Genomic DNA, 25,848 nt, shown 5'->3' with positions numbered 1-25,848 from the left:
GAACTAAAATACTTAATTCCTTTGATTGTAGCAAAGGGTTTAATGAGTTGCTTTTTGTTGAGTTATGTGTTTGGTCTTTAGTGTTTATGGGCAATTGGATGTTAAAGCAGTCAGATTCTGAAATGTTTATTTACCAGCAATAACCGTAATAATATCTTCTTCTTTCAGATACTTTTGAGCCAGTTTCTGGAGTTTCTCCGACGAAATGTTAACCAATTTGCTGAAGAACTGATTAAAGTAGTCGGGTGATAGATTCAAATCGATTAGTCCGCGATAATTATCTGATGTGGCAAATGGGCCATCAAAATTCCGAATCATATCGCCAATGAGAAAATTTCTGACTAGGTTTAATTCTTCATCGCTAATTGCTTCGTCCCTTAACTTTTTTATTTCATAAAAAATCTCTTTCACCGCCAAGTCTCTGTTTTCAGCTCTTACGTCAGAACTGATCACTAAAAAGCCACAGTGCTTATAAGTCATTATAAAGGATGAAATACCATAGGTCAACCCTTTCTCTTCGCGAATGTTGGTCATCAACCTGGAGCCAAAGTAGCCACCTAATACTGCATTAAGAATCTGCATTCCGTGGAAGTCAGGATGCTTCTTGTTAAAAAGTGGAATCCCTATCTTAATAGAAGACTGAAGAGCGTCATCTTTACATACAAATAATTCACTTTCAAACGGACCATCCAGTTTGGGTTTCATGTCTGGCATTGGCTCTTCCTTTGACCAGGTTTGTCCGAAGTACCGGTTCAATAGTGTTTTTAATTCACTGCCCGGCTGCCCCGATACAATAATATGTGTTCCTTTAGGAATATATGCCTGCTTATGAAACTGAATAACATCTTGCCGTGATATTTTCTCGAAATCACTCATTGATAAATAGTTTCCGTATGGATGCTCTTTACCATAGAGGTTTTGAGTAAAAGCCCTAGTGGCTAAAGTCTTTACCTTGTCACTTTCAATCAAATATTCTTGCTTGCGTTTATTGAGTAACGTATCAATCTCTTTTTGCTTAAAAGTGGGATTTTTGATAACATCTTCAAGAATTTCAAGTGTTTGTGGCAAAAAGTGCGAAAGTGTTACCAGAGTAACAATGGAATGATGAAATTGTGCCTGTTGCCCAATGAAGGCTCCATAAAAATCTATTTTTTCTGATATTTCAGCTCCGGTTAAATTGCTTGTTCCTTCAATAAGTGCTTTGTTAGTGATGGATGCCAGGAGTGGTTTATTGGCCTGAATTGAACCAGCCGGAAATAAAAAATCTAATTTGGTTACTTCTTGCGAGCCGGCCTGCATCAAATGCACTTGAATACCATTATCCAATTCAAATGTTTCAATGGGTAATAGATCAAAGGTATCGATGTTTTTATATTCGGGTGCTAATGTTCTGTTGATACTCATTGTTTATTTGCTGGAATGGTAGTACAAAGTGGAACAGTTATCTGGGCGGAAAGTCTCCCTGGCCGAATCAAGGATGTTGTGAGCAGATACAGCCTGATACTTATAAACTTCTTCGTTAATGTTTTCTGCTTTTCCAAGTAGTTCAAACGAAGCAAGGTTCATTGCCTTGTTCAGGAAGCTTATCTCAGAAAATACAAGTGAAGATTCTATCTTATTTTTAACCTTTTGAAGTTCATAATCACTAACCAAATCAGAACTGATCATATTCAACTGTTGATTTATTGCTGCCTCAGCTTGTTCCATAGAAGTTGTTGGAAGCAATCGACCGGTAATGGTAAATAATCCAGGATGATGATCTCCCGAAATATAGGCATTCACATCGCTGAATAACTGTTGTTCTTTAACCAGTGATTGAATTAATCGAGAGGACGGACCGTTTGATAAAACATCTGATAGTAGATCAACCGAATAAAAATCGTCATCTGTACGGCTGCCAATATGGAAAACTTTATGAATCATATCGGCAGGGACCTTACGTTCAACTTCCAGTTTTCGTTCTTCGGTTTGTTTTGGCTCAACAGGAATTTTGTCATTAGCTAATTGCCGATGTGGAATACCGCCAAACCACTTTTCAGCCAGTTTAAAAACCTGATCTGGATCAACATTCCCACTAACACAAAGAATCGCATTATTAGGAGCATAATGGCTATAGAAGAAATCTTTGAAATCTGCCAAGGTGGCATTTTCTATGTGTGAGATTTCTTTCCCAATAGTTGGCCATTGATAAGGATGCACTTTGTAGGCCAGTGGACCGATTAACAAGGGTAAGTCACCATAAGGCTGATTCAGGTAGCGTTGTTTAAATTCCTCAATAACTACCTTGCGTTGTACTTCCAGACTTTCTTCTGAGAAATCCAATTCCAGCATACGATCAGACTCAAGCCAGAATCCGGTTTCAATGTTAGCTGTCGGCAATGTCAGGTAATAGTTGGTAATATCGCAGCTTGTCCAGGCATTGTTATCACCACCTACAGTTTGCAAAGGGGCATCATATGAAGGAATATTTTTGCTGCCACCAAACATGAGGTGTTCAAAAAGGTGAGCAAATCCTGTTTTATCTGGCTGCTCGTTTTTTGAGCCAACATTGTATAATACATTCACAGCCGCTAATGGAGTACTTTTATCGACATGTACAACAACACGCAAACCATTGGACAGTGTTTGTTTTTGTATGTTAATCATTAAAATTCAAATCGTTGATTATTAGTAACATCTTCGCGGATCTGCCGGTATTCTTGTAGTAAGTCGGAGATAACTTTGCTAACTGGTTTGATATCAGTTATTAAAGAAGATACCTGACCGATTTCCAGTTCACCTTCAACCAGATCGCCTTCGAAAATGCCTTTTTTAGCCCGACCTTTACCTAATAATTTTTGTAAATCAAGTGTTGATGCCCCGGCTCTCTCAGCTTCATGCACTTGTTCGAAAAATGCATTTTTAATTAAACGAACAGGTGCCAATTTTTTCAAAGAGAGTAAAGTTCCTCCTTCGCCTGTTTCAACCACTAACTTTTTAAATGCATCATGCGCCGATGACTCTTCTGTGATGGCGAAACGTGAGCCTATCTGTACACCTTCTGCTCCAAGTGCCATTGCGGCAAACATTCCTTTACCGGTTCCTATTCCACCAGCGGAGATCAAAGGCAAATTAGTTTGTTGACGAATAGATGGGATCAGTGTCAGAGTAGTTGTTTCTTCACGCCCGTTATGACCACCTGCTTCAAACCCTTCAGCAACAATGGCATCTACACCTACTTCTTCGCATTTCTTTGCAAAGCGACCATTGGCAATAACATGAACAACAGTAATATCGTTCTCTTTCAGGAAGCCAGTCCACTTGGCAGGGTTACCGGCTGATGTGAAAACAATTTTCACCCCTTCTTCAACGATAATATCCATTAACTCTTTGATGTTAGGATAGAGCAATGGTACATTAACGCCCCATGGTTTATCAGTGGCTTTTTTCATTTTCTGAATGTGCTCGCGTAACACTTCCGGATACATGGAGCCGGAACCTAATAAACCAAGTCCACCATTATTGCTCACAGCTGACGCCAAACGCCAACCACTGCACCAAACCATTCCTCCCTGAATGATAGGGTATTGTATATTAAAAAGTTCTGTTATTCTGTTTTGCATGCTGTTTGTTTGAAATCAATAATATTTGACTTCCTATATCAACTATCAATTCGTCTTTTGGTTCGGTTGACTTTCTTCTTAAATTCTTTCATCTCACCTTCGAACATATCGTAAGCAACAAACTTACACTCAAGTGGACCGTTATATAATGTGTATTTTGAATCAGGTCGCAGTCCAACATGTTTCAATGCATCAAAATTGGAAGTAATTATCCATGCCTGCCAATCGGTGTAATTTCTCTTAAGATGTGAACCAATTTTTTTGTAGAATTCGTTGATGTTATCTTTTGTCAATCGCTCACCATATGGAGGGTTGGTAATCATCATTCCACGAGGTGCTGGCGGCATATGGTCTTCCATGTTCGAACGAACAATACGAATTTGTCGATTCAATCTGAAATCGAGTGAAGCTGTTTTGGCCATATCAATGGCTTGTGGATTATTATCACCACCAACAATATTGACTTTTGGATAACGGATTTTGTTTTCAGCCTCTGTATAGATCTTTTCCCAAAGTGCTTTGTCAAAATCAGCCCAAGACATAAAACCGAAGTGCTTACGTTTAAAAGCCGGAGGCATGTCACATGCTATCATAGCAGCTTCCATCAGAATAGTGCCAGTTCCGCACATCGGGTCAATTAAAGGAATGTCTTTGTGCCATTTAGCAATTTTCAACATACCTGCAGCCAATACTTCATTGAGTGGTGCTTTATGATGTGGATTGCGATACCCTCTGCGGTGAAGCGACTCAACTGAGCTGTCGAGTGAAACAGTGAATTGATCGTGCGATACATGCACATTTACCTGAAGGTCGGGCTTGTCAACATTAACGGAAGGACGCTGTCCATTCTTATCTCTGAACTGGTCCACAATCGCATCTTTTGTTTTCAAAGCCAGATATTTGGTGTGCTTGAAAAAATCTGAGAAAGCAACTGCATCAATGGCAAATGTATTTTCCTCAGTCATATAAGCAGACCAGTCAAACTTGTATATATTTTGGTAAAGTTCGTCTTCTGTTTTGGCTTTAAACTTTAAAACCGGAACAAGAACACGCAACGCTGTTCGCAGGTGCAGATTAGCCTTATACAATACTTCCTTATCGCCATTGCAACTTACTGCTCTTTTAATGGGTGTAACATCCTTGGCACCAATTTCTTTTAATTCCTCTGCCAATACTTCCTCTAAACCATGAAAGGTTTTTACTAATAATTTCATGCGAATGCGTTTTTCAATAAATCTTTAAAGTCTGTTATCCATTTAATAACAGTTTGTTATAATAGCTTCTGATCTTTTGTGAGAAAAGAGGCCGCAAAGGTACAAAACTTAATACTAACAAGCTATTTGATGCTTTTGAATACGGTGTTCTTTTACAATTCTTAACGTTCGGATATTTTATCGCTTAAATATTTGATCTGTTCTATTGGCATTGTTTACTAAACGTTTATCCATGAATGTGCCCGAAAAAATTAAGCCGCCAATAATACCCATAAAAATATAAAGGACTTGCTCACCCATATAACCGTTGCTTACCTGTGTTTCTAAAAACATTGTACTCAATCCAATAAAAGCCTTACTTCCGGGAACTAACATGATGATTCCGGGAATTAAATATACCAAACGAGGTACTTTGGTGATATGAGCAAATATTTTACTGGTAGTTACAGCGACAATCGTGCCCAAAAATATACTGACCAATATACCGGTAAAATCGAGCATCATTGTAGTGTAAAAACATATAAACCCTGTTAAAACACCCAATGGAATATCTTTAATTCTGACTTTAAAAACAGGCATCAGGCTTAATGACAAAAAAAGTATTGCAATAAAATCAACCCATGCCGGAATATTATCAACAACAGGATGTGGTTTTATTTCGATTACTAAAGGCAGAAGCGCGAGCCCAAGCACGACACCAAAAAACTGTTTGAATAAGGATACCAATGCATCAAATAGTTTGGCAGTTCCGGAAACAAGGCTTCTCGAAGTAATCTCCTCAAGTGCCGTTGTCAACGATAATCCGGGTATAAAAATGATAATAGATGCCAATATGGTCATCGAGATATTTAGGTCGGGTAATATTTGTGAAAGCATGCCTGTGATGATGGTGGCCATAAAAGCAACCATCGACTCTAAGGTACTTCGCAAATAGCTGGAGTATTTAGCCAATAATGTAACTCCATAAACAAGTGCTCCAATTAATGTGGCAACAATTACTGAAAGCCAATTGGTATTTAGAATAATACAAAAAGCACCGGCCGAAATCATAAATGATAAGAGCTCAATTATTTTACTATATGGTGATTTTGCATTGTACAATGCTTGTATTTTACCTTTTGCACCTTCAAACGAAATATCATTGTTTATTACATTGTTGGTTATTTCTACTACCGAAGACAGGGCACCCAGGTTAAGTTCACCAGGTGGCACACATTCAACATGATTGTAGGTATGTTCGTCTTCTTCATAAAATACATAGTTGATCCACGTTGGAGTATCCATAAAACTGCCTTTGATGCCTTTTTTATTGGCAATTTCAGTCAGGTATTGTTGAGATTTATAAGATGGTACACCAAAAGTGTGGAGCGCTTTGCCAAGTTGTACAATGAATTTATACTGTTGAGGAATTTGCATCTAGTAAATGTGTTAAGCATGCCATGTCAATTGCGCAAAGTTAGCTAAGATTTAATGAAGAATAGTCTGGGCTTAAACTGATATTTGTCTGGTATATCTATAATTTTATATCTTTGCATCTATATATGTAGATGTGTAAAATTAACCTGGCGGACATGACTTCAAATCTTACAAGTGAATCAATTGTATTAGAAACTTTCGATGTAGTTCTGGAAGATGATGTATTGGTTGAGGAAGAGAGTAAAGGTGAAATACCTCCCAAAAAGAAAAAGAAGAAAAAGCTATATGATACGAAGCAAGAGCCCCGAAAGGCCTTAAGCACCTTTTTCAGAAATCATTTTAAGGTTTTAATAAATAAAATGATCATGGCAGACAGAAAGGCCATGATAATGGTGCGAATTAATACCACTATCATTTCCTTATTAATTGTTTTTAATCAAAAGGTTGATGTGTATGTCGAAAATGGAAATATCATTAGTCTTGTTTTATTAGTCGGAAGTGGTATTTCACTCGTACTTTCCCTGTTAACTGCAAGTCCGATTGGAGCTTATGTTCATCGCTTATTTAAATACCACAGGGAAATGAAGGAGAAGTATTCGGATTTTAAATACAATAGCTTTATGATGATCAAACGGGTTGGATTAGAAGAATATGAAAAATCAATGGACGCTGTTGTCCGAAATCAAGACTTGCAGGTGGGGAATCAAGTACGAGCCAGTTTTATGCTGAGTCATTATACGTTATGTAAATATCAACTGCTTCAGTTGTCTTATAACATTTTCCTAATCTCTTTTTTCATCAGTATAGGTATATTTCTATATAGTTTCTTTTAATAATAGTTCATTAGGATTCTATAATGCTGGATGTTAGAAGTAAATAGTTTAAATGCTTATTCCCGTAATATTTTATTAAGCAACATTGTCGCTTGATTCTTGATTCTTATCAATTGGTGAACATTGATGTGTTTCTAAATGATTTCTTATCTTTCTTTGATAAAATTTTTGAAATAGTACACAGATGTTAAACTTTTTGAGAGTTCTGCCTTTCCTTATGCTTATTTGCTCCTGCAATAATTTGGGAAGTCAGGTGTGGGAAATACAAGCGGACATTTCGTCCGGCTATCAGTTTGAGAAACCTTCTCAGCAATGGGAGTTACATTATGATCTTCAGGAAATATCAGGGTTGGATTTTGACCAGACAAAGAATACATTGTTAGCCATCAATGACGAAAAAGGTAAAATTTACCAGATTGCCCCCGAGTCAGGAACAAGTGAAGTTTTATATGATTTTCATAAAAACGGAGATTATGAAGGTATAGCAATTGCGGGCAAGCATATTTATGTGCTAAAAAGCAATGGTAAATTGTATCGTTATAATGTAGAAAAAGACAAAACCAAAGTAATAGAAACGGGGTTATCAGCAAAAAATGATACTGAGGGACTTTGTTATGATAGGGATTCACACAGTTTATTGATAGCTTGTAAAGGGCAGACTAAGGATAATAAAAAGGGAGTTAAGGCGGTATATAAATATGATTTAGAAACCAAGGAGCTGGCTTCGAAGAAAGCAATTAAGATTAAGGTCGATAAATTGGTTGAGCAGGCAAAAGAACATGATCTGGATGCTAATCAAATCTGGCGTCTTAAACGCTTTTCACCTTCTGGAATAGCCATACATCCTCAAACTCAACAACGTTTTATTTTATCTGCCCGAGGAAGCACTTTATTGGTATACGATGATCAACAAATTGCTGAATACCTTGTTTTTCTGGATATAAACAAATTACCTCAGCCTGAGAGTATATGTTTTGATTCTGAAGGCAATTTGTTTATTGCATCTGAGGGCAAAGGAGGAAGAGGTAAGTTGCTAAAATTTAAAGTTCAGAATTAATGAAGTGGACGATATTATTTTTCTCATTGTTGGCGTTAGGATGTTCAACAGTGAAGGCTCCATATTATAGTACAGAGGAAGCTAATTGGCAACAGGAATCCAAAGGGCCGTCTGAATCCCCTCAACGAACATTATTCCTGGTTGGGGATGCCGGACAGTTGGATGATGAATTAAATGGACAGAACTTTGTGCTATCAACTGTAGAAAGGCATTTGAGGAGAACACAAGCTCCAACAGACTTGGTGTTTCTTGGTGATAATATCTATCCATTAGGGTTGCCATCTAAAAAAAATGAAGAACGACAACTGAGTGAGTCAATCCTGGAATCACAACTTAAGTTGGCACAATCGGTCAATGGCAATACCTACTTTATAGCAGGTAATCACGATTGGAAAAAGGGAAAAAAAGGTGGACTGAAAAGAATTAAGCGGCAGGAGAAGTATGTCGAATCATTCTATGATGATGATTTCGATAAGAAGGTCAAGTTCTACCCAAGTGATGGGTGTGGAGACCCAAAGGTGGTTAAAGTAAGCAAAGACCTGGTATATGTTTTTATTGATTCCCAATGGTGGTTGCATGACTGGGATAGTGAGAAAAAAATGAACAAGGGCTGTGATATCAAGACCAGGGGGGATTTATTGGTGCGCATGGAAGAAATTTTCATGAACTATAAGAATGACGAACTGGTTGTTTTTATGCATCATCCAATGAAAAGTAATGGTACACATGGAGGATATTTTTCATTTAATCACCACCTTTTTCCACTTCGTGAAGTAAATGGCAACTTGTGGATACCATTGCCGGTTATTGGATCAGCCTACCCTGTGTTCAGACAAACAACAGGATCAGTCCAGGATATCAGTCATCATCTATATCAGGAATTTATCAGTGGATTAACGGATGCCGCTGAGAAATGGGACGTGAATGTCACTTTTGCATCTGGACATGAGCATAACCTTCAATATTTCGACGATGAAGAAATAAAGCATGTTATCAGTGGTTCAGGCAGTAAAGTGACCTATGCAGCAGCAGGTGGCGAAACTGAATATTCGAGTGAGGCGAGGGGATATGTAAAAATTGATTTTTATAGCAATGCTGAGGTGTGGATCGAATATTATACAGTAGCTGAATTTGGAGCAGAGCCTGTTTTGGAATTCCGAAAGCAGATGAGAAAACCGAAAGCAGGCGCAATTAAAACTGAGATAAGTTATCTGCCTGTTTCAAGTAAAGATACTGTCATTGCTGCTAACAAGATGTTTGAAGGAAGTAATTTTATGAAGTTCTGGTTGGGCAGTCAGTACAGAACGATATGGGCTACCGATGTACAAGTTCCGACCATTGATCTTGAATCCAAACATGGCGGACTAACACCTATTAAAAAAGGTGGAGGTATGTCATCCAATTCGCTTCGCGTGGAAAAAGAAAACGGACAGCAATATATTTTAAGATCAATCAATAAAGATTATACCAAACTGGTTGATGCTAAGTTTGCTAATATGAAGGCACTTAATATCATGAAAGACCAAAATTCGGCTAGCCATCCATATGGAGCTTTGATGATTCCTTCTTTGTCTAAAGCAGCGGGCATCTATTCAACACAACCCGAATTGGTATATCTGAAACATCAGCAAGGGTTGGGGAACTACAATGCGTTTTTCCCTGAAGAACTGTATTTATTAGAACAACGACCATCCGGCGATTGGCGTGATGCAGATTATTTTGGAAACTCCAAAGATATCATCGGATACACTGATTTGCTGGAAATCCTCAGGGAGAAGAAAAATCACTTTGTTGATCAGGAATGGGTGCTTAAATCACGTTTGTTCGACCTGTTTATCCATGATTGGGACAGGCACGATGACCAATGGCGCTGGGCTTCTTTTGAGCAAGATGATCAAACTATTTACAGACCTATCCCCCGCGATCGCGACCAGGTTTTTTACAAGTTCGAAGGTGTGATACCTGTTTATGTATCTACCTTCCTGATGAAAAAGTTTAAAACTATGAAAGGCAATGTACGAGATGTTAAAAACCTGTCGTTTAATGCTCGCTATTTCGACCGCTATTTTTTGAATGACCTTGAATGGGATGAGTGGGAGAAAATTACAAAAGAGCTACAGGCCAGTATGACAGATGACGTCATTGATTCATCATTATTGGCATTGCCACCTGAAGTGAGAGAGCAGAATAAAGAGGTCATTGATCTATTGAAGGAGCGTCGGGAAAACATGTTAGAGATTTCACGTAAGCTATACGATTTTATCAGCTCCGAAGTGGAAGTTTCTGCGACAGATAATGATGATCTGTTTGAGTTACAACATTTCGAGGATGGTCGATTAGAGGTAAAGTATTCTGTAAAACGTAAATCAAAAGGTAATTTACTGAAATATCAGCGTACATTTCATCCTGATGAAACAAAGGAAGTTAGATTGTATGGATTAAGAGGTAAAGATGAGTTTATTATTTCAGGGGCCGACAATCAGTCAATCAAAGTAAGAATCATTGGGGGAGAAGATAAGGATAAACTCATCAACAATACCAAAGGAAGAAAGCTTTATGCTTATGATACCATAGAAGGTATAGAGATGGTGGGTGAGGGAATTAAAGACAATACCTCCGATGAGGTAGATGTTAATGAATATGATCGTTATGGATTCAGATACAACACAAATCTGCCGTTATTAAGAGGTGGTTATACATACGATGATGGTGTTTGGTTAGGGGTAACACATACCTGGACAAATCATGCCTGGCGAAAAGAACCTTATCAATCAAAACAGTTAATTGCCGCTCTGGTGGCACCTGGTAGTCAGGATGCCTTTATGTTTATGTATGAAGGGCATTTCCCTGAGTTAATGAAGAACGTTGACTTTTACCCTTCCATTCATATTGATTATCCGACCATTGAAAACTTCTTTGGGTATGGCAATGAATCAATCAATCACGATTTAGAGAAGCAATACAACTGGGTTCGAAAGCGGGCCATCAAAGTGGAACCATTAATCAGTTTCAAAAGCCAGAACTCCTTTATCAACTTAAAATTTGGACCAACTTTCGAATCGGTTCGTCTGGAGGATACAGATGGACGTGTCAGTCAGGACCCTGAGATTGGTTTCAGTGAAGAGGAGTTTGAAAGACATAGTTTCGTTGGTGGAAAACTGATGTATCATATCAACTATGTAGACAGAGAAACGAAGCCCACGAATGGACTGCGATTTAATGCATCTTTAGCCTATACCAATGATGTAACCAATACTAATGAATTATGGAGTTTTGGAACCAGTGTTCAGGCCTACCTTGCAATACTTAGCCATCCGCAATTGGTATTGGCTAATAATGTAGGATATCAATCTATCAATGGCGAGGCTCAATTCTATCAGTATCCCAGCTTAGGTAACAGAACATACCTGCGTGGATTCAGAAACAACCGATTCCGGGGAGAGAAAGCTTTTTATGAAAATCTGGATTTAAGATTGCAATTGTTTGATTTGGATAATCGCTATTTGCCAATGGATATAGGTGTTTTAGGAGGTTTTGATGTGGGACGCGTTTGGTTAGATGGCGAAGAGTCTGATACCTGGCATCACAGTCAAACACTTGGTATGTGGATGGATGTATTGGAAATGGTTGTTTTGCAACCCTATTACTCGTATACAAAAGAAGGTCACTATTTTAGCTTCAGAATGTCTTATAATTTCTAATCTGAATTCTTTATGGTGTAATTGGTGTCGCAATAAACATTCTTTAATTTCGCAGCAACTAAAACCCTGACAATGGATATAAAAGAATTAATAAAACGTAAGTTTCCCATATTAATCGAGCCTACTTTATTGGCTGAAATGGAGCGTTATTGTACAAGCAAGACATTAGATGCTGGGAATAACTTTATTGAGATTGGTGATGATGTGGTAGCTATGCCTTTACTAACCGAAGGTGTGATCAAAGTAGTTCGGGAAGATAATGATGGTAATGAATTGTTACTTTACTATTTAAATGGTGGTGATACATGTGCTTCTACTTTATCATGTTGTATGGAAAGGGCAAAGAGTGAAGTCCGGGCAACAGTTATCGAGACCGTTACTGCCATTATGGTGCCTATTCAATGTATGGAGGATTGGATGAAAAAATATGCCGGATGGCGTAGCTTTATTATGCAGTCGTACCGCCTGCGTTTCGAGGAACTATTACATACCATCGATAGTATTGCTTTTAAAAAGATGGATGAACGATTGGTTGATTACCTTATGCAATTATCAGAAGAGCGTAATACTAAAATTCTGTTAGGTACCCATCAGGAAATAGCTGATGATTTACACACCTCACGTGAGGTTGTTTCCAGATTACTTAAACAATTGGAGAAATTGGGTAAGATCAGATTGTCTCGGAATAAAGTGGAAATAGTGAACCTTTAACATGTTTCAGGTTTACAGTTTCGAGTTAACGTGCACTTCCTAAGCATCTTTGAGATGCTAAGGAGGTAAGTTTATTCGAGGCGCGACTATGCATGCCGTGTAATAGTCTCACCTCGAATCTGTCAAACCCCAAAACTCCCTTATGTGACCAAAAGCACAAAACAGAATTTTTCATGGTATTAGTTTTGCCACCGCAAAAACAGAAATAAACAAAAAAATAATATATCATGGATTTAAAAAATGCTGTTGTAATCGATGTGAGAACAGTTGAGGAATTTCAGATGGGAAATGTGCCGGGATCAATCAATATACCTCTGGATTCTATCCCGGATCGTTTAGCAGAGATTAAAGAACTAAACGGGCCATTAATTTTATGTTGTGCTTCAGGTGCACGAAGCAATGCGGCATGTGGTTACCTTCACAAAAATGGAATAACCGATATATACGATGGCGGGCCGTGGACTGTCGTTAATGCGCATATGAACAACTAGTTGCTATAAGAAAACTCCAATAGCTGCGTTACACTCATTTTGAAAACGGTCATTTACGAAAGTAAACTCCCTGTTTTAAAACTTCGCAAGCCTTGCTCTTGAAGTTTTCTTAAGAGCCATTCCTAAAAATGATTGTTTTTATAGAGATACTAATTAACATCATACGTCAAATATCATCAATTATACATCATTATGGGATTATTCGATTTACTATTTGGAAAAAGGAAGCAGGAAGTACTGGAAGCTATTGAAAGAGGCGCTAAAATCGTCGATGTACGCTCCCCTCAGGAATTTAAATATGGCAATGTGGATGGTTCACTCAATATTCCACTTGATCGGTTAAACGATTCAGCCATTAAAAAACTTAAGAAATTAAATGCACCGCTTGTGGTTTGTTGCGCATCAGGTATGCGAAGCGCTTCAGCAAAAGGTATGTTACTTGAAAATGGAATTACTGAAGTTCATAATGCCGGAGGCTGGCACAAACTCAACCGTTGGATGAACAGCTAATAAACTACTTTCTTCTGCCTACTTACTTAAAAACTTATAGAATGAAACGAATTATTATAATCGGTGGATTATCTGCCGGACCGTCGGCTGCTGCTAAAGCACGTCGTGAAAATGAGGATGCTGAAATCCTGTTATTCGAAAAATCGAGCAATATCAGCTATGCAACTTGTGGTATTCCTTATGCCCTATCGGGAGTTATCAACAGCCGTAAAAAACTGATTGTGGTTGAGGCTGAATTGCTAAAGAATCGCTTTAATGTAGATATGCATCTTGAAGAAGAAGTGATGGAAATTCTGCCGGAAGAGCATAAGATTGTTACTTCAAAAGGTGAGTATGAGTATGATAAACTGGTTTATGCAGCCGGTGCACATACATTTATTCCGCCAGTTAAAAATATTGAGATTGCCACCAATTGGTCTCCATGTCGCAGCCTTGAAGATTACGATAAGGTGATGAAAGAAGCAATTCCTGAATCAGCCAAGCACATCACCGTAATGGGGGCAGGATTGATTGGTGTTGAGGTGGTTGAAAACCTGCGTGAGCTTGGTAAAGAAGTTACTTTAATAGAAGGCAGTTCACAGGTATTACCAATGTGGGAGCCTAAGTTTAGTCATTTTGCACGCCAGACTATGCAGCAACATGGAGTGGAGGTGATTACTGATACCTTTGTCAAAGAGTTTAAAGTAGAAGGAGGTAACATCACAGAAGTGAAAATATCAGATACAAAATCGGTTAAAACAGATTATGTATTAATGAGTGTTGGCATTCGCCCCAATACTGAAATGTTAACATCCAAAGGAGCAGATTGCATTGTTAACGGAGCATTAAAGGTGAACGAGCGCATGGAAACTTCGTTGCCTGATATCTATGCAGCCGGAGACTGTGCCAGTATCAAAAATCTGCAGACAGGTGAATATGACTATCTGCCTTTGGGAACACACTCTAATAAAGGAGGTCGCACTGCCGGGCAAAATGCGGCTGGTGGTTCCGATACCTTTGAAGGTGGTTATAAGACAGCTATCATTAAGGTATTTGAAAAAACACTGGCACGTACTGGTATGAACCCTTCGTTTATGAATAAAAAGGGTATTGCTTTTAAAACTAATTTGATTCTGGCTGGAGCAACACCGGGCTATTATCCCGATCAGAAAGAGATGATTATTGAAACCTATTATAAGCCGGAGGATGGAACGATTTTAGGTTGTGAGATATTTGGTGAACATGGCGTTGATAAGCGTGTTGATGTGATGAGCACAGCCATCTACGCTAAATTGAAGATTTCTGATTTGCCAAAGCTTGATCTCGCTTACGCACCACCTTTCTCACCAGCTAAAGATCCGGTTGTAGTATCAGGTTATGTGTCGTCAAATGCGTTAAACGCCAACTATAGTGAGGTAAGTGTTGAGGAGTTGAAAAATATTATCGCTAATGAAGATAAAATAACATACCAAATACTGGATGTAAGAACGCAAGGAGAGATTACTAAGTTAGGTAAGATAGAAGGTGCTCTTGAAATTCCTGTTGACGAGTTAAGAAATAACCTTGATAAGCTTGATAAGACAAAAACAATTTATGTGTATTGCGCCAAAGGATTGCGAGGTTATTTGTCTTTCTTAATCCTACAGCAAAATGGATTTGAAAAGCTACATAATTTATCTGGTGGCTACACCATTTGGAATTATTTGAATTAACGAATAACTCGTTGTCCGACTAACTAGACATTAATCAATTTAGTCGGGTGACGAGTTGTATTGGGATAATTAAAAAGGCGATTGCTGTGTGCAATCGCCTTTTGTATGTTAATGAATTCTTTAACTAATTAATTTAAACCAATAGCTTCCATACCTTGTACAAAAACAATATCACGAGGAATACCAGCTTCTGCAATTCGGTCAAGGTCAGCTTGTAAAGCAGGACGAATTGTACCCATTTCAGCAAGCATCTGCTTAGCTTTCTCGTAATTACCATCACCTTGCATTACTAGAATCTCAGCAGAAAGGTTATTCATAGCTTCTGTCATCTTATCAAAATCAACCGTGTAGTAACCTGTTTCTTTATCGTAACTAAAGGCTCCTGTTTCCTGGAAATAATTGAAGCGCATCATATTTGCCTTACCATGCGCGCTGGCAGCGCCAAAACGAACAGAACGGAAGATACCCGCCATAAAGGTCACGTAATTATCCATCAAGTCTTTGTTTGGCAATTCTCCCATCTCAGCCAGCTTAGTTACCATGTAAAGTCCGAGGATATCCGCTTTAGCTTCTTCAATGGACGAGGCGGTTTCTTTCATGGCTTCGCGCACGCTTTGATTACCATCTAAAGTCATTTTGATACCCAAGCCATGAGCTACTTCATGGAACATTGTGTTTTCAAAGAAAGCATCGAATTTAACATGCTTCTGTTGCTCAGGAGTAATCAATACTTTGCTGATTGGGATCAAGATATTATCAAACTTAGCCTGCATTGAGTTTTTCAACTGTAACTTGCGGCTACCCTTTTCAATATGTACCTGAGGGTCGTTTGGTAAGTTGATAGCAATGGTCTTGCTTCCGGCATTACAATCGCCTGCATAGTATAAAGCATCATAAGCGCCCAGATCACTATCGGTTCCCGGAACTTCTTTTTTGTATTCTGCTTCAACAGGCAATGATTCCTGTAGTTGAGGTAGTAACGAAGCAAAACGAGTCAGTTTGTCCGACCACTCTTTGTCCTTAATCAGGATATAAGATTCAAAAGCTGCTTTGCTGCCATACAATGCATCTTCATAAGTTTCAATCGGACCAACCACAAAATCAATGGTGTTGGTTTTCATATCCATCCAAGCCATGTCACTTGCCAGATAATCATTGCTAAGCAATGCCTCAGCTCGTAATGATAAATAGTTTTTCAAACCTTCATCCTCGGCTAACTCGGCTGCTTGCTTAAGTAGAGAACTCACTTTTGTTAATTCAGCTTTGTAGGCCTCACTGTAAGGAACTACTTCAAGTGATTTGTCAGTTTTACGCTTAACAATGGTATATAAATCCGATTTTTTAGGATGATCAAAAGCCTCAAACTCTTCTTTGGTCATATCAGCCGGATAGAATTGAGCACCTTTCGGTTTTGCACCAATACCTTCAACAAAGGATTGGTTGGCATTCAGGCGTTCCCACGGTCCGTAGTTGATCATCATGAAACGCTTCAGGCTTTCATCAGGCGTGTTGGCTAATAATTCCTGCTTGTCGCCCCATGCCTGTTTCCAGAAAAGACCATCCATTATCTGTGCCGCTTCAAACAATAACGGAAGCATTTGCTTTTCTTTCTCAGTTAATACAGATAAGTCTGTTGTCAGCTTAAAGGGAATAAATTCGTCAGCTTTCTCTTTGATATTAGTTTCAGAAGTTGTGTAGGTAACCTTTGGCTGGCAGGCAGCCAAAAATAAAATAGCCATTAATGGCATCAGTAATTTAGTCATAGATGTTTGTTTTGAGTTGATAGAATAGCTTTTGGATGTTAAAATACAAATATTGATATAGGCAGACAAGGATAAGTGTCATACTGACTAGGAGAAGGGTTTCAAAATCCTGGTAGAAAACCATAAGTAGATTTTCAACCATGCAAATAGTCTTGATACTTTGTACTCTGTACCTGAGACTTTTTTAAAGGTCTATAATCTAACAAACCATTAATCTTTTACATATCCTCTTTAATCTTTTGGCGGTGTCGTTCTCCCCATTCATACAGTTCGTAGATAACCGATTGACAGGTTTTCCCATACTCAGTAATGCTGTAGGTAACTGTAACAGGCCTAGTATCCAATACTGTTCGTTTTACCAGAAGGTTCATTTCCAACTCTTTTAATTCTTTGGAAAGCATTTTGGGGGTTATGTCTCCAATCATTCGTTGCAAGTCTTTGAAACCAGATTCTTCCAAATAGATCAATGCACCAATAATTGGAATTTTCCATTTACCACTGAATATTTCCAAAGCATCTCTAACTGCAAGAATTTTTGAACTGCAGTCTTTCATTGTTTTTTGCTTCTTCTCCTTTATTTCTTCCATCTCTTAATTTTATTGGTGGTATCCTTGAGGATACTGGTATATTTTGTATATCTGCTAGCAAATATACATCTACTAAAATATATTTGCAAAGAAAACTAACGCAAAGATCATTAGATATGAAGACAATAGAAAAAGTAAGAACACCAGAATCTGCATTTAATAACTTACAGGATTATCCTTTTGAGCCGAATTTTATGGAATTAGACGGAGGACTTCGTTTACATTATCTGGATGAAGGGAAGAATAATAGAAAAACGATTTTCCTTTTTCATGGTCAACCTTCCTGGAGTTATTTATACCGTCATATGATACCCCAGTTTGTTAAGGCTGGTTTTAGAGTAATCGCACCCGATTTAATTGGTTTTGGTAAGTCAGATAAACCGGTTCATTCAAGCGATATCAGTTATCAGAATCATGTGCACTGGATCTCGCAATTTGTAAAGCAGTTGGGTATAACGCGAGCAGCCGCTTTTATGCAGGATTGGGGAGGTATGATAGGATTAAGAGTATTAGCTAATAATCCTGAATGGCTTAATCGGCTTGTAGTGGCTAATACAGCTTTAGCAGAGTATAAGGGACTAACCAAGTGGTTGGTACCAAAGATAATTAACAGAACTATTGCTAAAAGCGGAAATCCTACACTTGACGATTTGGAAAAAGAAACAAACTATAAAAATTGGGTAGGATACTTTAAGCGATCAGGACGACTTGAAATCGGGGACGTAATGCAATTGCTAACAACTAATGAACTTAGTCAGGCAGAAAAGGATGCTTATGATGCACCATTCCCAGGTGAGGACTATTACAGAGCACCACGAAAAATGCCTGAAATTGTGGCAACAGACCTAAGTGAAGTAAATAAAGATTGGGTAAAACTTAAGCAATGGCATCATCCTGTATTGACCTTATTTAGTGATAAAGATCCGTTTCTGGCTGATCAGGGTTACGACAAAAAATTCCAGACCAATTTTAAAGGAGCTAAAGGTCAACCACATATCACTGTTAGTAATGCATCACATTTTCTGCAGGAAGATCAGACAGATATGCTGGTAAATCGCATCCTGGATTGGTTAAAACAAACAAGATTTTAAGTATAATACCTAAGATTCGCAAGTTTTTCTGTTTCCCGCTGATTGCGCAGATTATCGCAGATTTTTATTTATCCAAATAGGCGAATACACTTTTCAGCGAAAATCCGCGATATCTGCGGGCTATGAAATTCCACTTGCGGAATTAAGGTATAGCACAATTATAAACTCAAAAAAATTAAACACATGAAAATTTTAGTAGTAGGCGGAACAGGAATCATCGGTAAAGCAATTGTCGAATTATTAAAAGGTGAGCATGAAGTGATTGCCGTGGGCAAAAACAGCGGCGACTACCAGATAGATATTGAAGATAAAGCATCAATTACAAAGATGTTTGAAGATTTTAAGGACATAGATGGAGTCATATCAACCACAGGAATGGCCATGTTGGCGCCACTTGATCAAATTAGTGACGCCGATATTGATCTGGCTTTGAATAGTAAACTAAAAGGACAGGTTAATGTACTTCTTGAAGGTTTAAAGCATGTTAAAGATGGTGGTTTTATCACCTTAACAACAGGTACCGCCAGCCATACACCTTTCCCGGGAGCATCTGCCATAACAATGGCATGTGCGGGCTTAGAAGGTTTTGTTATGGCGGCAGAGGCTGAAAAAACAAAAGATATCCGCATTAATGTGGTGCGTCCGGCTTTGGTGACTGAATCAATGAAACTGTTTAACCTGGATGCTCCTTTTTCTGTGTCGGCTGATGATACAGCAAGAGTGTATAAAGCTGTGGCAGAACGAAACGAATCGGGGCAAATGTATAATGTAGACGAATGCCTTGTTGAATTGGATAAGTAAGAATGAATCTCCCATACGGTGTGCTTGTATGGGAGATAAATATTTAAAAGTATGAACAGCAGTATATCTGAAAAATTTCCGTACCATTCAAAATTTATAGATATAAAAGGAAGCCGGATTCATTATGTGGATGAGGGCGAGGGTGATCCTATTTTATTTATTCATGGCAATCCGACCTCTTCCTATATTTGGCGGAATATAATGCCACATGTGCAAGATGTTGGTCGGGTGATAGCACTGGACCTAATAGGATTTGGCAAGTCTGATAAACCAGATATTGATTATGGATTTGCCGATAGTTATGCTTACCTCGAGGCGTTTATTAAGAAGCTGAAACTTAAAAATATCACTCTTGTTGTGCAGGATTGGGGATCGGGACTTGGATTTCATTATGCCAATTTGCATCGTGATAACATTAAGGGGATCGCCTTTATGGAGGCCATGTATGAACAGAAAGACTGGAACAAGCTTTCTTTCAGTCTTAAAATGGCCATGAAGTTGATGCGTTCCCGCTTCACCAGCTGGTTGATGTTGGGTGTTGGAAATATGTTTGTTAAAAACATGTTGCCGGACTGGGTTGAAAGAAGGCTCACAGAAGAAGAAATGGCGAATTACCTGCATCCATTTAAGACATTAAAAAGCAGGAAACCTGTATATGTATTTCCAAGAGATGTTCCTTTAAAGGGAAGCCCCAAGCACACTGCCGATGCGGTTGATGCGTATAATCAATGGTTACAGCAGTCGGATATCCCAAAATTGTTTTTCTATGCTGATCCGGGGATGCTTATTCCCATAGAAGAGGTGGATTGGATTAAAGAGAACTTTCCAAATACAACTGCTGTTTCACTTGGGAAAGGTACCCATTTTGTGCAGGAAGATCATCCACACACCATTGGTGCTGAGCTAAAGAAATGGTATCAGAAATCTTTTAATCTTAATTAAGAAAGGGAGCATCAAAGCTCCCTTCCTGAACAATTATTTTTGTAAATTCTGTTTTGAAGTAAACAACTTTTCGAATACAAGATTTTTCCTTTCTTTAAAGGTACTTCCCTGATTCTGGGTTGATGTCATAATAGCTTCATTACCTTCCAGTTTCGCATGTGCCTCAATAGTTTTAGCCGAGTTTGTTTGGATTTTAACCCGATGAGTAGGTTGCTGTAAAACCTCATTGGTAAATGATGCAGCATTTAATGTGCTGATGCCGGATAAATAATTAGCTACCGAGGCCGAATCTAAAGCGATACCATCACTCATCCATACATTCTCGTTTTTAACCATGGTAAACGAACTATCGGCCGGATACTCAAACGTCAGTTTGTTAATCTCATCCTTGTTGACTTTTACCACTTGCTTGTTACGGAAGGCATCCGCATTACGATTGACGGAACTACCTAAGAAACCTTCTACAGCAAATACTTCCTCATCCTCACCACTTCGTACGTAAGTGGTCATGGTGCCTTGCTGACGCATATACGGATTTTGATTCGGCATTTGTTGTTTAGGCATTTGATAAGAGAACTTACCAATGTATAATTGAGCCAATTCGCCATTACTTCCCATCAGTTTCACCACTGAAGCCAATGAATCAGTCAACTCAAACTTCTCCCAGCGACTCTTATCTCGAGCCGCCAAACGGATGGGTTTAAGACCATTAATCTGGCTGATAAGATTAATGATCGTGGCGGCATCCCCGTTATAGTTATGTCCTTCGGACAATACACGCCATTGTTTTCCCTCTTTCTTCAATTCAATGTTTTGCCCCTTAAGTACCCGGGGTTGTATAATAAGGGATGTGACTTGCTCTGCATCTATATCAAATAGAACTGGTTTAAGAGTGTTGATACCCGTTGAATTATCCATCAATCGTACACCTACAGTTGTTATGAGTAAAGCACCAAATATGATACTTAAAGTTTTAAGTTTTACTTTTCTAAACATAGTTCTCCCCCTTTCTTTTTAGTCTGGTTAATTTTCTTCTTTGGTAGCGGTAAATACCTATAAAGAAGATGATAAGCAATGGAAGTGTGAAGTTGAGAATCTTTAAAAAGCTCTTATCGGCTTCTTCCAACTGATCAAGCGGGCGCATCTTCATTTGCTTGCTGCGTAATTGGATCAAGCCGGTATCATCACTCATATAGTCAATGGCGTTAACTACAAAGTTGGCATTATCGGGTTGTACCTGATGCATTTCCTGGCCGGTTCCATTCACAGCCAAATCACCATCGGTAATAACAACGATTTGATGCCCACCATCTTCTAATAAACCAGCTATAGCAATTCGCGGTGAATTAAAGTCGTTTTCGGTCCATTGACGTTCAATATTGAAATAAACAGGAGCTGCCTGCGTACCCGATTTATCAGATGTAAACACAAGTGGTGTGAATGTTTTGGTACTGTCTCCATTAAAATTGAGGGAGGAACCAAACTGCATCACCATTGTGCCCAGTCCTTCGGTAATGGGATGTTCGGCAAAATTGGATAAGATGGGTAAGTAAGGGAAGTTTATAGGACGATTAACTGTAAACATACCCTGACGTTGTTGTACATTGACCGTACCACAATTGGCATCCAATACAAAATCCTCTGCAACCGTTAATCCTTTTTTAGCCAACCAGTCTCCCATGCCGGTATATTTGGCGAAACCCATTCCTTGTTGTAGTTGGGCATCTACCTTATTGAACGACACCAGCAAGTTACCTCCCTGACTCAGGAATTCATCCACATACCGAAAGTGCTCAGCAGGAATAGAATCTTGCGGGTTGATCCATGCGAGTGTTTTGTACTTACTCAGGTTCACACTATCTGACAAGGTTACATCTTCTGGAACGTATAACACATCCAGTCCTTGCACAACCTGGGCCATTGCTGCTAATCCGGGCTCGCCATGTCCGGTAATAAAACCGATGGCATCCTTCTCAGGTACAGTCATCTTTTTTATGGCTGTGCTTAAAGCATACTCCATCTGTGCACCGGGCTGAATAAATGGAATGGTCTCGGTGTCTTCACCAATTTGAATAACTGCCCCCATAAAAGCCTTCTTAGTAGTTGTCTGGTCTTTTTCACGGGCATTGATCATCACGGTTTGAATACCTGCCTGAACAGCCTTTTGCTCCTGAATAGGATCTTCATTCGGGTTAATAAACTCGTATACGACCTGCTGACCTGATCGCGTAGCGTATTCGGCCAATAAATCTTTAAAGTCCTGACGAAGCTGATCAAACTGCGGTTGCAAGCCCTCAGAGAAGTAAGCCGTAACAGTTACCGGCTCTGTAATGCTTTCCAGTATATCTTTGGTTGTTTCGCTTAATGTATAACGTTGATCCTCGGTAAAGTCGATGCGGAAAAAGAAGCGGTTAGCTAGCATATTGACCAGTACCAAAATCCCGATTATTAAGACGATGTACGTATTAAATCGACGTTTGTTTAACATGATTTTGCTGTTTAGTTGATGTTACGTTTAACAAGTGAAAGTTCAGAGGCCATCAGACCCAGCATAATGATTGAGGCGAAATAAATGATATTCTTACTATCGATTACTCCGCGAATAATACTTTGGTAGTGATACTGCATGTCCAGGTAGCCCAATACATCACCAGTGGTGCCAGAAAAGGCCGATGCGCTGATACCAAAAAGAATTTGGAAAAAGATGCCGATAATCAGAGCCAGCAAAAAGGCAACAATTTGATTGGAAGTAACACTGCTGGCAAATATTCCCAGACTAATATAAGCTGCACTCATAAGTAATAGTCCCAGATAGCCGGTAAGTACCGAACCATGGTCGATGGGTCCAATGGAAGCGATTGAAATATAGTAAGGAATGGTTAAAGCAAGCGATATCACAATGAGTGAAAATGTGGCCAGAAACTTACCCGTTACTACCTGCCAGTCAGATACCGGTTTGGTTAGCAGTAGTTCTATGGTTCCGGTTTTATATTCTTCGGCAATCTGTTTCATGGTGAGTGCCGGAATGAAGATAAAGAGGGTCCAGTAGGCAATGCCAAAAAAGGGTTGCATTGTGGCCCTGTTAATAAAAAATACATCATTGTTGCCATATAGCCAGGTGAAGAATCCACTTAAACCCAGAAATACAACGATTAATATATAAGCCATCAGGGAATCGAAATACCCTTTCAGCTCTCTTTTTGTAATGATCCAAATTTGTTTCATTGTTCTAATTTTTAAATCCTGCAACCAAGTCCTTATTATAGGCATCGCAGGTCAAACTGAAAGATTAATTCTCTTTCGTTAATTCACGGAATACATCTTCGAGGTTCTTTTCTACAGGTGTGAGCTGTGTCAGATACCAACCTTTTGCAGAGCAGAGCTTAAAGATAGCTTCACACGATGATTGTCCGCCCTGGCTCTCTACTTCAAGCAACTGGTTGTTATCTTCGGCAAAGGATACCACATCGATCTCTGATAAACCGTTCAATGCGTTGTAAACCTCATTTTTTTCTCCACCGCTAATGCCTACCTTCAATATTTCTTTGCCCTGAGCCTGATTTCTTAATTCGTCGGGCGTACCATTGGCAACAATTTTCCCTTTGTTGATGATTAACACACGGTCACAGGTAGCTTCAACTTCTGCCAGGATGTGCGAACTCAGGATAACCGTTTTTTCCTTCCCAATTTCTTTAATCAACTCGCGGATTTCTATAATTTGGTTAGGGTCCAGACCGGTTGTTGGCTCATCCAGTATCAGTACTTCCGGATCGTGAATTAATGCCTGTGCCAGGCCCACACGCTGACGATACCCTTTCGACAGTTCACCAATCTTTTTGTGTTTCTCAGCGTTAAGTCCGCATATTCTCACCATTTTTTGTAGCTGAGTTTCCAGCACGGCTTTGTCAACGCCTTGTAATTCGCCGATAAATGCTAAATAATCCATCACTGGCATGTCCAGATACAATGGATTGTTCTCTGGCAGATAGCCAATGTTTTGTTTGACATCATCGGGTGATTGCATCACTGATTTACCGCCCACCAGGATATCGCCTTCATTGGGTGTAATGTAGCATGTAATGGCCTTCATGGTAGTTGTTTTACCAGCACCATTAGGGCCAAGAAAACCCAATATCTCTCCTGTTTTTACTTCAAACGAGAGTTCGTCTAAAGCTTTTTGGGCACCATACGTTTTAGTAATGTTTTGTACGCAAATGTCCATTTCGATATATGTTTTATGAAATTGTCATGTAAGAGTCCCAAAAATAAAAGCGGGTAAAAAAACATCAAAAAAACGATGCCGACTTTAACTTTCTTTTAACCTGAAATATGTTAAATTGGCGTGTGCTAAATGCAATAGTGACAATAAAATCATGACGATACCAAAAAATATTATATATGCTTTCGGTGAATCAATTGATCGAAGGAAAACGTTTATTTCTCAGTGCCTTATTGAATGTTCCCCAGTACCAGGAAGGAGCTTTCCCAGTGCGTTAATGGTCGAAACATACTATCTTTAGTATCTTTTTACCTAGGTAAAAATTACACTATTACTTAGGTGAAAGTATATTATTACCTAGGTAAAACTTACTGAAAGCTACTTTGATAATTCACAAGTAAACGTTTGAAGAGTCATATATGCACTGAAGAACCGGCAACAACATTAAGGGTTTCTGTACATGTGCAAGCTTGTTGTTTTGATCAGATGCCTGGTTTGGTGGCTCTCAGCATTTCGCGCTTTCCCTTAGGGCCGGGCAAGCGTTCAACAGTAAAGCCAACTGCCTGCATCGTGCGGCGAACCACTCCTTTGGCACAATAAGTAGTTAGAATACCTCCAGGGTTCATGGCATTATATAGCTTTTTGAAAATTGCTTCATCCCACATTTCAGGTTGAACTTCAGGTGCAAATGCATCGAAATACACAAGGTCATATGATTTGTTGAAGGCGGTTGAGGTAAGATCGGTCTCATCCTTTAGTAAGGTGAAGTTATTTTGCAGTTCAGCTTCTTCGTTCCATGTTAGGTTGTGTAGCGTATAGAGAAGTTCATTTTCTGCATCGTTTTTACCAAAGTTAAGCTGTGTAGCTGATTCAGCTGTTAAGGGGTATTTTTCTAATGCATGATAAAATATAGACTTATCACCTTTGTTTAGAGCGGTTAAAAAGGCATTGAGGCCAGTTCCTAATCCAATCTCCAGAATGTTTATGCTTGTTTTAGTGCAATGATTTAAAGCCGGTTCAATAAATACGTGCATCGATTCATTGTATGCACCATTCACCGAGTGGTAATGTTCATCCAACTCAGGTACAAACAAAGTGTGCGAGCCATCAGCTGATACCTTTAACTCAACTTTTCGTGATTTATCTTTTAACCAGTTATTGCTCATACTATAGTGTTTTTGCTAATTGAACCACAAATCTCGCAAATTACACGAATTTG

Annotated in this window: 22 protein-coding genes; 10 read left to right on the top strand and 12 right to left on the bottom strand. The window is 38.9% G+C overall.

Annotated elements, in window-relative coordinates:
* Positions 1-126: 126 nt before the first annotated feature.
* The 5 genes from AC4MRQ_RS01895 to AC4MRQ_RS01875 form a co-directional block, all read right to left on the bottom strand.
* Entirely contained in the window at positions 127-1,404 is a 1,278-nt protein-coding gene (locus tag AC4MRQ_RS01895; protein WP_491195939.1) for a M16 family metallopeptidase, read from the bottom strand.
* Between the two features lie 3 nt (positions 1,405-1,407).
* Positions 1,408-2,646: a M16 family metallopeptidase gene (locus tag AC4MRQ_RS01890; RefSeq protein ID WP_491195938.1), complete on the bottom strand. Its 1,239-nt coding sequence runs from the start codon at positions 2,644-2,646 to the stop codon at positions 1,408-1,410.
* Positions 2,646-3,602: an NAD(P)H-dependent flavin oxidoreductase gene (locus AC4MRQ_RS01885; RefSeq protein WP_491195937.1), complete on the bottom strand. Its 957-nt coding sequence runs from the start codon at positions 3,600-3,602 to the stop codon at positions 2,646-2,648. Before AC4MRQ_RS01885 ends, AC4MRQ_RS01890 begins: the two co-directional genes overlap by 1 nt.
* A 38-nt stretch (positions 3,603-3,640) precedes the next feature.
* Positions 3,641-4,816: a THUMP domain-containing class I SAM-dependent RNA methyltransferase gene (locus tag AC4MRQ_RS01880; protein ID WP_491195936.1), complete on the bottom strand. Its 1,176-nt coding sequence runs from the start codon at positions 4,814-4,816 to the stop codon at positions 3,641-3,643.
* Positions 4,817-4,993: 177 nt separating this feature from the next.
* Complete coding sequence (locus tag AC4MRQ_RS01875) at positions 4,994-6,232, bottom strand: threonine/serine exporter family protein (protein ID WP_491195935.1); 1,239 nt, start codon at positions 6,230-6,232, stop codon at positions 4,994-4,996.
* A 155-nt stretch (positions 6,233-6,387) separates the two neighbouring features.
* On the opposite strand from AC4MRQ_RS01875, the gene AC4MRQ_RS01870 reads away from it, so the two are divergent.
* The 7 genes from AC4MRQ_RS01870 (at position 6,388) to AC4MRQ_RS01840 (ending at position 15,226) form a co-directional block, all read left to right on the top strand.
* Complete coding sequence (locus AC4MRQ_RS01870) at positions 6,388-7,065, top strand: Pycsar system effector family protein (protein WP_491195934.1); 678 nt, start codon at positions 6,388-6,390, stop codon at positions 7,063-7,065.
* A 184-nt stretch (positions 7,066-7,249) separates the two neighbouring features.
* Complete coding sequence (locus AC4MRQ_RS01865; RefSeq protein WP_491195933.1) at positions 7,250-8,122, top strand: SdiA-regulated domain-containing protein; 873 nt, start codon at positions 7,250-7,252, stop codon at positions 8,120-8,122.
* Positions 8,122-11,823 carry a metallophosphoesterase gene (locus AC4MRQ_RS01860; RefSeq protein ID WP_491195932.1) on the top strand — a complete coding sequence of 1,234 codons (3,702 nt, stop codon included), beginning with the start codon at positions 8,122-8,124 and terminating at the stop codon, positions 11,821-11,823. The genes AC4MRQ_RS01865 and AC4MRQ_RS01860 overlap by 1 nt, the downstream gene beginning before the upstream one ends.
* Positions 11,824-11,895: 72 nt before the next feature.
* The gene (locus AC4MRQ_RS01855) at positions 11,896-12,534 is read left to right on the top strand and encodes a Crp/Fnr family transcriptional regulator (protein WP_491195931.1); all 639 of its coding nucleotides are present in this window, start codon (positions 11,896-11,898) and stop codon (positions 12,532-12,534) included.
* Positions 12,535-12,761: 227 nt separating this feature from the next.
* Positions 12,762-13,025 (top strand): rhodanese-like domain-containing protein, encoded by a 264-nt coding sequence (locus AC4MRQ_RS01850; protein WP_491195930.1) that lies wholly within the window; start codon positions 12,762-12,764, stop codon positions 13,023-13,025.
* Between the two features lie 192 nt (positions 13,026-13,217).
* Positions 13,218-13,535 (top strand): rhodanese-like domain-containing protein, encoded by a 318-nt coding sequence (locus tag AC4MRQ_RS01845; protein ID WP_491195929.1) that lies wholly within the window; start codon positions 13,218-13,220, stop codon positions 13,533-13,535.
* Between the two features lie 41 nt (positions 13,536-13,576).
* Positions 13,577-15,226 (top strand): FAD-dependent oxidoreductase, encoded by a 1,650-nt coding sequence (locus AC4MRQ_RS01840; RefSeq protein WP_491195928.1) that lies wholly within the window; start codon positions 13,577-13,579, stop codon positions 15,224-15,226.
* A gap of 128 nt (positions 15,227-15,354) precedes the next feature.
* Here the strand turns inward: AC4MRQ_RS01840 and AC4MRQ_RS01835 are convergent, their stop codons facing one another.
* Together AC4MRQ_RS01835 and AC4MRQ_RS01830 are read right to left on the bottom strand one after the other, a co-directional pair.
* On the bottom strand, positions 15,355-16,989 hold the full coding sequence (locus AC4MRQ_RS01835) for a dipeptidyl-peptidase 3 family protein (protein ID WP_491195927.1): 1,635 nt from the start codon (positions 16,987-16,989) through the stop codon (positions 15,355-15,357).
* Between the two features lie 218 nt (positions 16,990-17,207).
* Positions 17,208-17,576: a winged helix-turn-helix transcriptional regulator gene (locus AC4MRQ_RS01830; protein ID WP_491195926.1), complete on the bottom strand. Its 369-nt coding sequence runs from the start codon at positions 17,574-17,576 to the stop codon at positions 17,208-17,210.
* A gap of 116 nt (positions 17,577-17,692) precedes the next feature.
* On the opposite strand from AC4MRQ_RS01830, the gene AC4MRQ_RS01825 reads away from it, so the two are divergent.
* From AC4MRQ_RS01825 to AC4MRQ_RS01815, 3 genes are all read left to right on the top strand, one after another.
* Positions 17,693-18,667, top strand: coding sequence for a haloalkane dehalogenase (locus tag AC4MRQ_RS01825; RefSeq protein ID WP_491195925.1), 975 nt, complete (start codon positions 17,693-17,695; stop codon positions 18,665-18,667).
* 183 nt (positions 18,668-18,850) lie between these two features.
* Positions 18,851-19,468 carry a short chain dehydrogenase gene (locus AC4MRQ_RS01820; RefSeq protein ID WP_491195924.1) on the top strand — a complete coding sequence of 206 codons (618 nt, stop codon included), beginning with the start codon at positions 18,851-18,853 and terminating at the stop codon, positions 19,466-19,468.
* A gap of 51 nt (positions 19,469-19,519) precedes the next feature.
* Entirely contained in the window at positions 19,520-20,410 is an 891-nt protein-coding gene (locus AC4MRQ_RS01815) for a haloalkane dehalogenase (RefSeq protein WP_491195923.1), read from the top strand.
* Positions 20,411-20,443: 33 nt separating this feature from the next.
* Here the strand turns inward: AC4MRQ_RS01815 and AC4MRQ_RS01810 are convergent, their stop codons facing one another.
* From AC4MRQ_RS01810 to mnmC2, 5 genes are all read right to left on the bottom strand, one after another.
* Positions 20,444-21,406, bottom strand: coding sequence for a DUF4340 domain-containing protein (locus AC4MRQ_RS01810; protein WP_491195922.1), 963 nt, complete (start codon positions 21,404-21,406; stop codon positions 20,444-20,446).
* Positions 21,399-22,898, bottom strand: coding sequence for a GldG family protein (locus tag AC4MRQ_RS01805; protein WP_491195921.1), 1,500 nt, complete (start codon positions 22,896-22,898; stop codon positions 21,399-21,401). Before AC4MRQ_RS01805 ends, AC4MRQ_RS01810 begins: the two co-directional genes overlap by 8 nt.
* Before the next feature lie 11 nt (positions 22,899-22,909).
* Positions 22,910-23,635 (bottom strand): ABC transporter permease subunit, encoded by a 726-nt coding sequence (locus tag AC4MRQ_RS01800; RefSeq protein WP_491195920.1) that lies wholly within the window; start codon positions 23,633-23,635, stop codon positions 22,910-22,912.
* A gap of 64 nt (positions 23,636-23,699) precedes the next feature.
* Complete coding sequence (locus AC4MRQ_RS01795) at positions 23,700-24,632, bottom strand: ATP-binding cassette domain-containing protein (protein WP_491195919.1); 933 nt, start codon at positions 24,630-24,632, stop codon at positions 23,700-23,702.
* Between the two features lie 479 nt (positions 24,633-25,111).
* Complete coding sequence (gene mnmC2, locus AC4MRQ_RS01790) at positions 25,112-25,795, bottom strand: tRNA (5-methylaminomethyl-2-thiouridine)(34)-methyltransferase MnmC2 (protein WP_491195918.1); 684 nt, start codon at positions 25,793-25,795, stop codon at positions 25,112-25,114.
* Positions 25,796-25,848: the final 53 nt, after the last annotated feature.

The sequence above is a fragment of the Carboxylicivirga sp. genome, from assembly GCF_982718395.1.
The sequence above is the reverse complement of the archived record's forward strand: the minus strand, read 5'-3'. Positions and strand labels throughout refer to the sequence as shown.

Coding starts and splice junctions, on each gene's coding strand:
- AC4MRQ_RS01895 (WP_491195939.1), bottom strand. CDS start 1,404: ATGAGTATCAACAGAACATTAGCACCCGAATATAAAAACATCGATACC.
- AC4MRQ_RS01890 (WP_491195938.1), bottom strand. CDS start 2,646: ATGATTAACATACAAAAACAAACACTGTCCAATGGTTTGCGTGTTGTT.
- AC4MRQ_RS01885 (WP_491195937.1), bottom strand. CDS start 3,602: ATGCAAAACAGAATAACAGAACTTTTTAATATACAATACCCTATCATT.
- AC4MRQ_RS01880 (WP_491195936.1), bottom strand. CDS start 4,816: ATGAAATTATTAGTAAAAACCTTTCATGGTTTAGAGGAAGTATTGGCA.
- AC4MRQ_RS01875 (WP_491195935.1), bottom strand. CDS start 6,232: ATGCAAATTCCTCAACAGTATAAATTCATTGTACAACTTGGCAAAGCG.
- AC4MRQ_RS01870 (WP_491195934.1), top strand. CDS start 6,388: ATGACTTCAAATCTTACAAGTGAATCAATTGTATTAGAAACTTTCGAT.
- AC4MRQ_RS01865 (WP_491195933.1), top strand. CDS start 7,250: ATGTTAAACTTTTTGAGAGTTCTGCCTTTCCTTATGCTTATTTGCTCC.
- AC4MRQ_RS01860 (WP_491195932.1), top strand. CDS start 8,122: ATGAAGTGGACGATATTATTTTTCTCATTGTTGGCGTTAGGATGTTCA.
- AC4MRQ_RS01855 (WP_491195931.1), top strand. CDS start 11,896: ATGGATATAAAAGAATTAATAAAACGTAAGTTTCCCATATTAATCGAG.
- AC4MRQ_RS01850 (WP_491195930.1), top strand. CDS start 12,762: ATGGATTTAAAAAATGCTGTTGTAATCGATGTGAGAACAGTTGAGGAA.
- AC4MRQ_RS01845 (WP_491195929.1), top strand. CDS start 13,218: ATGGGATTATTCGATTTACTATTTGGAAAAAGGAAGCAGGAAGTACTG.
- AC4MRQ_RS01840 (WP_491195928.1), top strand. CDS start 13,577: ATGAAACGAATTATTATAATCGGTGGATTATCTGCCGGACCGTCGGCT.
- AC4MRQ_RS01835 (WP_491195927.1), bottom strand. CDS start 16,989: ATGACTAAATTACTGATGCCATTAATGGCTATTTTATTTTTGGCTGCC.
- AC4MRQ_RS01830 (WP_491195926.1), bottom strand. CDS start 17,576: ATGGAAGAAATAAAGGAGAAGAAGCAAAAAACAATGAAAGACTGCAGT.
- AC4MRQ_RS01825 (WP_491195925.1), top strand. CDS start 17,693: ATGAAGACAATAGAAAAAGTAAGAACACCAGAATCTGCATTTAATAAC.
- AC4MRQ_RS01820 (WP_491195924.1), top strand. CDS start 18,851: ATGAAAATTTTAGTAGTAGGCGGAACAGGAATCATCGGTAAAGCAATT.
- AC4MRQ_RS01815 (WP_491195923.1), top strand. CDS start 19,520: ATGAACAGCAGTATATCTGAAAAATTTCCGTACCATTCAAAATTTATA.
- AC4MRQ_RS01810 (WP_491195922.1), bottom strand. CDS start 21,406: ATGTTTAGAAAAGTAAAACTTAAAACTTTAAGTATCATATTTGGTGCT.
- AC4MRQ_RS01805 (WP_491195921.1), bottom strand. CDS start 22,898: ATGTTAAACAAACGTCGATTTAATACGTACATCGTCTTAATAATCGGG.
- AC4MRQ_RS01800 (WP_491195920.1), bottom strand. CDS start 23,635: ATGAAACAAATTTGGATCATTACAAAAAGAGAGCTGAAAGGGTATTTC.
- AC4MRQ_RS01795 (WP_491195919.1), bottom strand. CDS start 24,632: ATGGACATTTGCGTACAAAACATTACTAAAACGTATGGTGCCCAAAAA.
- mnmC2 (WP_491195918.1), bottom strand. CDS start 25,795: ATGAGCAATAACTGGTTAAAAGATAAATCACGAAAAGTTGAGTTAAAG.